This is a genomic window from Methylobacterium sp. Leaf94, from assembly GCF_001426045.1.
Lineage (GTDB): Bacteria > Pseudomonadota > Alphaproteobacteria > Rhizobiales > Beijerinckiaceae > Methylobacterium.
The window spans coordinates 258,503-266,649 of record NZ_LMRM01000064.1 but is presented as its reverse complement, the minus strand read 5'-3'; the positions used below and the strand labels follow the sequence as shown (position 1 = coordinate 266,649).

Here is an 8,147-nt window from a genome sequence, read left to right as displayed (position 1 = left end):
TCGCTTCTGCCTGCGGCCGGCCCGACGACGGGGGCGGTTGTGGAGGGGGCGGACGTGTCCACGAGCGAGGGGACGTTCGCCCGCTACGAGATCGTGGACCTGTCGGCGGCCACGATCGAGGCGCTGCGCGGGCGKGCGCTGGACAGCCTGCTGGCCTCCTTCGGGGACCGGCGCCCCTCCCTCGAGCCCGTGATCGGGGTGGGCGACTACGTGGCCGTCTCGGTCTGGGAGGCCGGCTCGGGCGGGTTGTTCTCCGGGCCCCTGGTGGCCGACCGCTTCTCGGCCGGCTCCAAGTCCGCCCTCATCCCCGAGCAGGTGGTGCCCCGCGACGGGGCCATCAGCGTGCCCTATGCCGGGCGCATCCAGGTGGCCGGGCGCCGGCCCCAGGACGTGCAGGCCCTGATCGARACCGAGCTCGCCGGCAAGGCGATCCAGCCCCAGGTGCTGGTCTCGGTCACCAAGGCGGTGTCCCAGACGGTGACCGTCACCGGCGAGGTCGTGGCCGGGGCCCGGGTGCCGCTCTCGGGCAAGGGSGACCGCCTGCTCGACGTGGTCGCCACCGCCGGGGGCGTGCGCGCGCCGGTCAACGAGACCTTCGTGCGGCTCTCGCGGGGCCAGCAGACCGCCACGGTGCCGCTGACCACGGTGGTGTCGAACCCGGTCGAGAACATCTTCCTGCGCCCGGGCGACACCCTGACCCTGGTGCGCGATCCCCAGACCTTCCTGGCGGTGGGCGCGCTGGGCAACTCCACCGAGATCCCGTTCCAGGCCGAGGGCATCACCCTGGCCCAGGCGCTGGCCAAGGCGCGCGGCCTGTCCGACTTCCAGGCCGATCCCTCGGGCACCTTCATCTTCCGCTTCGAGCCGGCCGCGGTGGTGCGGCGYCTGAAGCCGGGCAGYCCCCTGCTGGGCACGCCCCTGGTSCCGGTGGTCTACCGGATCAACATGCGCGACCCCAACAGCCTGTTCCTGACCCAGGCCTTCCGCATGCGCAACCGCGACCTCGTCTACGTCTCCAACGCCCCCTTCACCGAGGTCCANGATCAACATGCGCGACCCCAACAGCCTGTTCCTGACCCAGGCCTTCCGCATGCGCAACCGCGACCTCGTCTACGTCTCCAACGCCCCCTTCACCGAGGTCCAAAAGGTCCTCTCCGTCTTCTCAACCGTCACCGCACCGGTCTCGGCGGCGGCGTCGGTCTACAGCGTCTCGCGCTGACACGAAAAAGGGGGCGCTCGCTGCGCCCCCTCCCTTCGTTCACCGACGTACCTGATCCTAGAAGTAGGACTTCAGCGTGCCGCGGCGGCGGACGTCCAGCGTGGCGCAGTGGAACGAACCACCGAACGGGCCGTAGGACAAGAACGGCGCCGGGATCGGATCGAACCCCCAATCCTTGAGCGCCTTGATCAGTGTCGGCTGGCTCGCGTCGACGACGATCTTCTTCTCGTCGAGCGCCAGGACGTTGATCGACGTCCAGGGCGAGCACATCGAGATCTTGCTCATGAAGCCCTCGACGGGATCGGGCCGGGGCGCGATCAGCACGTCCCACTTCTTCAGGACGGCGGGCAGCTTCTCGACGTCGATGTAGTCCGGGTTGACCAGCACCTTGCCGGGCGCCAGCGGCATGAACGACGAGTCGATGTGCATCGGCTGCGGGCAGCGGCTCTCGATCTCATGGACCCGGAAGCCGGAGCCGAGGTGGCGGCGCAGCCACTCGATGCCCATCAGGTTGGTCACGTTGGAGCGCGTCACGAAGATGTCGCGGCCGCAGCGCACGAAATCGGCTGCGTCGAAGACCGGCTCGAACTCATTGACGGTGAACTGCATCGCTTCGCCGGCCTTCAGGTTCGGCACCCGGTAGTCGTAGTTGTAGAGTTCGTCCGTGAGCTGCGGCCGGGGCGCCGAGGTCCAGCGCGCACCGTTCCGGAAGTACTCCTTGAACAGCGAGCGGTAGGCATCACCCTCGAAGTAGCGCGAGCGCCAGCACATCGGGCTCTCGATGATCTCGTCGCCGATCACGAGGTACGGATCGCGTGGGCAGGCGACGCAGAAGCCGCGGGAGGACCAGCGCGGCGCCTTGTACTTCCGCGAGAAGTCGAGCGAGTCGGGACGGCGGATCTTCACGCCCTCGCCGGCCAGGATCGAGATGAAGTTGTCGAGCTCCTTCTGCGCGAGCGTCTTCATGAACTTCGGGTACCGGAACCCGGACGCGAAGCGATAGAACGGCTGTGCCGCTCGCGGAAGGTTGAAGATGACCGTCAGGTGGTGTGTCGGAATGGTCGCACCGTCGAGACTTCCGACGATGACCTCCTCCAGCGGGTCCCACTCGTTCCAGGCCATGACCGGAGAGCTCGGCGCAGGATCGCGGGTCGCCCCGTAGGCGCTTCCGGCGTAGCGCTCCACCTGCGCGTCGTCGTGCACGACCTCACCGGTCGTGATGTGTGATTCGCGGTCCATCGAATTCCGTTCCCCTGTCCGCCCCGACGGCTGATTCTCGGGCCTTCCGCCCTGTGCCGCTTTGGTTCTGACTGTGTCTCCGGGGTGATAGACAACGGTTCCCAAAGCTGCAACTTCCGGAGACGTTCACCGTTTCCGACGGTTTTTTCCGGTCGGAAACACGGCGGATCTAAGCTGCGATTCGCTGTGCTGCTGGCCGAAAGGGGCCCATGAAACGTCTCACGACATTGGCCCTGATCGCCGGTCTCTGCACGGTCGTCGGCCTGTTCCTGTCCTCGGGACTGGAAGACGTCGCGGCTGCTGTGGTCAGCGCCGGTTGGGGTGCCCTGATCGTGGTCGTCGCACGCGCCGTCGCGGTGGCCTGGGCCGGCCTCGGCTGGTTCGTGATCTTTCCGGCAGCGGCGCGCCCGACGCTCTGGGACTGCATGACCCTGCGCTTCGTGCGTGAGGGCATCAACACGCTCCTCCCCGTGGCCCAGGTCGGCGGCGATTTCGTCGGTGCCCGGCTCCTAACCAAGCGCGGTGTGCCCGGCGGAATCGCGGGCGCCAGCATGTTCGTCGACCTGATGACCCAGGCGGTCACCCAGTTCCTGTTCACCGTCGCGGGCGTCCTGCTCCTGGTCTGGATCGCCGGCGATGGTCCGATCGTCCGGACGGTGGCAGGCGGTCTCGCCCTCGCGGCGCCCGCTCTCGGCGCTTTCTACCTGATCCAGCGCCGGAGCGGCCATCAGGTCATCCAGGCCCTGGTCAGCCGCTTCGCCGGCTCGCGCGAATGGCGGGCCCTCGGCGCCATCGACGTACTCTACGACAGCCTGAAGCGTCTATACGGCAACCGCGGCCGCGTCGCCGGTGGCCTCGGCATCCACCTGATCGGCTGGTTCATCGGCACGGTCGAGGTCTATGTCGCCCTGCATTTCATGGGCTATCCGGTCAGCATCGTCGAGGCGGTGGTGATCGAGAGCCTCGCCCAGGCGGTTCGCGGCGCGGCCTTCGCGGTCCCGGGCGCCCTCGGCGCCCAGGAGGGCGGCCTCATCGCGCTCTGCGCCATCTTCGGCATCCCCGCTGAGGCGGCCCTGGCGCTGTCCCTGGTCAAGCGTCTCGCCGACCTTCTGGTGGGTGTTCCCGGCCTCTTCGCCTGGCATGCGCTGGAGGGCACCCAGGCCGTCGAGCCGGTGGCGGCGGAGGCGCGGGCCGAACCCGCCCTGCGGCACGACCTTCTCGTCCCGGTGCTCGCCAATGACTTCGGCAGCCGCGCTCGCGCCGAGGCCGATCTGGGAGATCTCAAGAAGTGCGCCTAAATCGCGTCGTTCTCGCAGCCCTCCTCTTCGGCCTGCTGCACCTGAGCCCGACCGCGCGCGCGGCGGACGATGCCGCGGTGGAGTCGATCAGCAAGGTCTATACGATCTTCGAAGCGGCCCTGAAGGAGGCTCCGAAGGATGTCGGGGCGCGTGCGGCCAGCATCGGTCCCACCCTGAGCGAGACCTTCGATTTCCCGGCCATGATCCGCCTGGCTGCCGGACCGAAGTGGAAGACCTTCACGCCGGAGCAGCAGGGCGCGCTGACCGAGGCCTTCGGCCGATACTTCACCGCGACCTATGCCACACGACTCGCGCAGGCGGCCGGCGGCAAGTTCACGGTGAAACCGCAGAGCGAAGCGCGGGGTGCCAACCGCGTCGTCCAGACCGAAGTCGCCAACAAGGACGGCGACACCTCCCAGGTCGATTTCCTGGTCGGTTCCGGCAACCGGGTGCAGGACGTCTATCTCAACGGTAACGTCAGCGAAGTGGCGAGCCTGCGCGGCAGTTTCACCGAGCCGCTGAAGATCGGCGGTGCGGACGGCCTCCTCACATTCATGCGCGATCGCACCACGGGAATGCTCGCCGTCAAACCAGCGCCTTAGAGTCGGGTGAAACACGCCGGACTTTGTTCCTCTCCCCGCCTTCGACGATTCGCGCCGCTCGCTACCGCGGCACTCTCACGAGACCCGTGACCGAGCGATGCCCTTCATGGACCTGACCTGGCTCTCGCACCTTCTGCCGCTGATCGCCCTGGTCGGCTGCTTCTACGGCCTGGCGGCGGCTGCCCTGGCCACCCGGTTCGCGCAGAAGCCCGAGCCGAAGCTCGGATCTACGGTCCCGACGGTCACGATCCTCAAGCCCCTCTGCGGGATCGAGCCGAACCTCTACGAGAATCTCGAGACGTTCTGCCAACAGGCCTATCCGGCGCCGGTCCAGATCGTGTTCGGTGTCCAGAACGCCGCCGATCCGGCGATCCCGGTGGTCCGCCGGTTGCAGGCCACCTATCCGGCGGCTCGCCTGGATCTTGTGATCGACGCCCGCCAACACGGTTCGAACCGCAAGGTCTCGAATCTGATCAACATGTCGGCCCGCATCGCCCATGACGTCGTCGTCCTCGCCGACAGCGACATGGTTGTGAAGCCGGATTACCTCGCCCGCATCGTCGCTGCGCTGGGCCAGCCGGGCGTCAACGGCGTCACCTGCCTCTATCACGGTGTACCGGCGCATCGGGGCATCTGGGCCCACCTCTCTGCGCTCGCCATCGATGTCCAGTTCCTCCCCAACGTGGTGATGGGGACGTCCCTCGGCCTTGCCAACCCGTGCTTCGGCTCGACCATCGCCTTCAGCACGAAGGCGCTGGCGGCGATCGGCGGCTTCGAGGCGTTTCGGGACGATCTCGCGGACGATTATGCCATCGGCGAGGCCCTGCGCGCGCAGGGCGGCCTCGTGGCGATCCCGAGCTTCAGCATCGGGCACACCTGCGTCGATACCGACCTGGCGAGCCTGTGGAGCCACGAACTGCGTTGGAACCGCACCATCCGAAACGTCGATCCGGCCGGATACGCCGGTTCGTTCGTCACGCACGCCTTTCCGCTGGCCCTGATCGGCGCGCTGATTCCCGGGGCTGGCACCACTGCCCTCGCGGTCGCCGCCTTCGCGCTCGCCTGCCGCATCGTCCTCTGCGTCCGGCTGGAACGTGCCTTCGGCCTCGCCGCGCACCCCTACTGGCTGTTGCCGATACGTGACATCCTCTCCTTCATGAACTTCACCTGGAGCTTCGTCTCAGGTGCGGTGACATGGAAGGGCCACGATTATCGCGTGGTTGCAGACGGTACCTTGATCCCGGAGACGACGCTCGGCCGCGATGCTGGTGCATCGTCGCTCTGACCTTCGCCTCGACCCTCGTTTCATCTTTCCCCTGATCTCGCTGAGGCCTTGAACCCCATGCGCACCCTCTTCCTGCAGGCCCCCACCTTCGACGGCTTCGATGGCGGCGCCGGCTCCCGCTACCAGGCCAAGCGCGAGATCAAGTCGTTCTGGTATCCGACCTGGCTCGCTCAGCCGGCCGCTCTGGTGCCGAACTCGAAGCTGATCGACGCCCCGCCGCACAACATCAAACTCGACGAAATCGTCGCGCAGGCGCACGATTTCGATCTCGTGGTGCTTCACACCTCGGTTCCGTCGTTCAAGTCGGATGTGAAGACCGTCGAGGCGCTGAAGGCTGCCAACCCGAAGCTCATCGCCGGCCTGATCGGCGCGAAGGTGGCGGTGGACGCCGCCGGCTCCATGGCGCAGGCCCCCTGCATCGATTTCTGTGCCCGCAACGAGTTCGACTTCACCGTCAAGGAAGTCGCCGACGGCACCCCGATGTCCGAGATCAAGGGCTTGTCCTATCGTGATGCCAATGGCGTCGTGGTCCATAACGAGGACCGCGAGATCATGACGGACATGGATCAGCTGCCGTTCGTGACGTCGGTCTACAAGCGCGACCTCGAGATGGAGAAGTACTTCATCGGTTACCTGAAGCACCCCTACATTTCGTTCTATTCGGGCCGTGGCTGCAAGTCGCGCTGCACCTTCTGCCTCTGGCCGCAGACGGTCGGCGGCCACACCTATCGGACCCGCTCGGTCGCGCACGTGATCGAAGAGATCAAGTACTGCCTGAAGGAATTCCCGCAGACGAAGGAGTTCTTCTTCGACGACGACACCTTCACGGACAACCTGCCCCGCGCCGAGGAGATCGCTCGCGAGCTCGGCAAGCTCGGCGTGACCTGGTCGTGCAACGCCAAGGCGAACGTGCCCCGCGAGACCCTGAAGGTCCTGAAGGATAACGGCCTGCGCCTGCTGCTGGTCGGCTACGAGTCCGGCAACCAGAAAATCCTGAACAACATCAAGAAGGGCATGCGCGTCGAGGTGGCCGAGAAGTTCACGAAGGACTGCCACGAACTCGGTATCGCCATCCACGGCACCTTCATCGTCGGCCTCCCGGGCGAGACGAAGGAGACGATCCAGGAGACGATTGCCTTCGCCAAGCGCATCAACCCGCACACGATCCAGGTCTCGCTGGCCGCGCCCTATCCCGGTACGTTCCTCTACAAGCAGGCCGTCGAGAACGGCTGGCTCGACGTCGAGAATGCTGAACTGGTGGATGAGAACGGCGTTCAGATCGCGCCGCTTCACTATCCGCACCTGTCGCATACGGAAATCTTCGCGGCCGTCGAGGAATTCTACAAGAAGTTCTATTTCCGTGCGCCGAAGATCGCCTCGATCGTCTCCGAGATGGTTCGGTCCCCCGACATGATGAAGCGTCGCCTGCGCGAGGGCGTGGAGTTCTACCGCTTCCTCAAGGAGCGTCAGACCAGCGCCGCCGCCTGAGCGCGACGCCAGTTCGATGTGAGACGGCCGGGCTGGAAAGCCCGGCCGTTTCGCGTTTCGGGGTTCAGGTCCCCAGCCGCGGACGGGGATCTCGTCCGCCAACCGGAGCCGCTGTATGAAGCGATTGGTTGTCACGGCCGATGACTTCGGCCTCAGCCTTCAGGTCAATGAGGCGGTGGAGCAGGCCCACCGTGACGGTATCCTCACTGCCGCGAGTCTGATGGTCTCGGCGCCGGCCGCCGCTGATGCAGTGGAACGGGCCAAGCGCCTGCCGTCCCTGCGGGTCGGTCTGCATCTCGTGATGGTGGAGGCTTGGCCGACCTTGCCGCCGGCCGAACTGCCGGATCTCGTCGGGCCGGACGGGCAGATTCGCAGCGATATGGGCCGGCTGGGTCTGGATCTCGCGCTGAAGGCATCGGCGCGCCGACAGCTCGCTGCAGAGATCGAGGCGCAGTTCCGCGCCTATGCGGCGACGGGCCTGTCCCTCGACCACGTCAACGCCCACAAGCACTTCCACGTGCACCCGCTGATCGCCGGGCTCGTCCTGGCGGCCGGCGCTCGGCACGGCATGCGGGCGATCCGCGTCCCGCGGGAGACCCGGGCGGTCCTGCGGGCGGCCGAGCCGGGGACGCAGGCGAAGGCGGCCCTGGACACGGCACCCTGGGCCGCGCTCCTCGCGGTCCGCGCACGCCAGGCCGGCCTCCTGATCCCCGATCGGACGCTTGGTCTCGCTTGGTCGGGAGCAATGACGCCGGCCCGTGTGGCGGGCCTTCTGACACATCTGCCGGACGGTCTCACCGAACTTTATACCCACCCGGCGACCGGGGGCGGGTTCCCGGGCGAGGCTCCGGGTTATGCCTACGCGGCCGAGCGCGACGCGCTCATCGCTCCGGAAAGTTCGGCGGCCGTCGCCGGGATCCCGCGTGGCGGGTTCTCGGACTTTCTGACGTGAGGGTTCGAACGGCCCGTCGCCGATCGCGCTTCCGGATCGGAAACGGGCGCGGATTCGATCCGCG

The 8,147-nt window shown here is 67.0% G+C and carries 6 protein-coding genes and 2 pseudogenes; 7 read left to right on the top strand and 1 reads right to left on the bottom strand.

Going from position 1 to position 8,147, the window contains the following annotated elements; translation table 11 throughout:
• A pseudogene (locus ASG63_RS23875) lies at positions 1 to 1,040 on the top strand (polysaccharide biosynthesis/export family protein); the annotation flags it as partial.
• A 1-nt stretch (position 1,041) separates the two neighbouring features.
• Positions 1,042 to 1,219 (top strand): annotated as a pseudogene (locus ASG63_RS26720) (polysaccharide biosynthesis/export family protein); the annotation flags it as partial.
• 57 nt (positions 1,220 to 1,276) lie between these two features.
• On the opposite strand, the gene ASG63_RS23870 reads toward ASG63_RS26720, so the two are convergent.
• Positions 1,277 to 2,458, bottom strand: a complete 1,182-nt coding sequence (locus ASG63_RS23870) for a hypothetical protein (protein WP_056222924.1) — start codon at positions 2,456 to 2,458, stop codon at positions 1,277 to 1,279.
• A 209-nt stretch (positions 2,459 to 2,667) separates the two neighbouring features.
• Between ASG63_RS23870 and ASG63_RS23865 the strand changes: the two genes are divergently transcribed.
• From ASG63_RS23865 to hpnK, 5 genes are all read left to right on the top strand, one after another.
• The gene (locus ASG63_RS23865) at positions 2,668 to 3,756 is read left to right on the top strand and encodes a flippase-like domain-containing protein (RefSeq protein ID WP_056222921.1); all 1,089 of its coding nucleotides are present in this window, start codon (positions 2,668 to 2,670) and stop codon (positions 3,754 to 3,756) included.
• Entirely contained in the window at positions 3,747 to 4,358 is a 612-nt protein-coding gene (locus ASG63_RS23860) for an MlaC/ttg2D family ABC transporter substrate-binding protein (RefSeq protein ID WP_056222918.1), read from the top strand. Before ASG63_RS23865 ends, ASG63_RS23860 begins: the two co-directional genes overlap by 10 nt.
• Before the next feature lie 106 nt (positions 4,359 to 4,464).
• The gene (gene hpnI, locus ASG63_RS23855) at positions 4,465 to 5,643 is read left to right on the top strand and encodes a bacteriohopanetetrol glucosamine biosynthesis glycosyltransferase HpnI (RefSeq protein ID WP_056223039.1); all 1,179 of its coding nucleotides are present in this window, start codon (positions 4,465 to 4,467) and stop codon (positions 5,641 to 5,643) included.
• A gap of 57 nt (positions 5,644 to 5,700) precedes the next feature.
• Complete coding sequence (gene hpnJ, locus ASG63_RS23850; RefSeq protein WP_055951775.1) at positions 5,701 to 7,131, top strand: hopanoid biosynthesis associated radical SAM protein HpnJ; 1,431 nt, start codon at positions 5,701 to 5,703, stop codon at positions 7,129 to 7,131.
• A gap of 115 nt (positions 7,132 to 7,246) precedes the next feature.
• Positions 7,247 to 8,083, top strand: coding sequence for a hopanoid biosynthesis-associated protein HpnK (gene hpnK / locus ASG63_RS23845; RefSeq protein ID WP_056222915.1), 837 nt, complete (start codon positions 7,247 to 7,249; stop codon positions 8,081 to 8,083).
• Positions 8,084 to 8,147 lie beyond the last annotated feature (64 nt).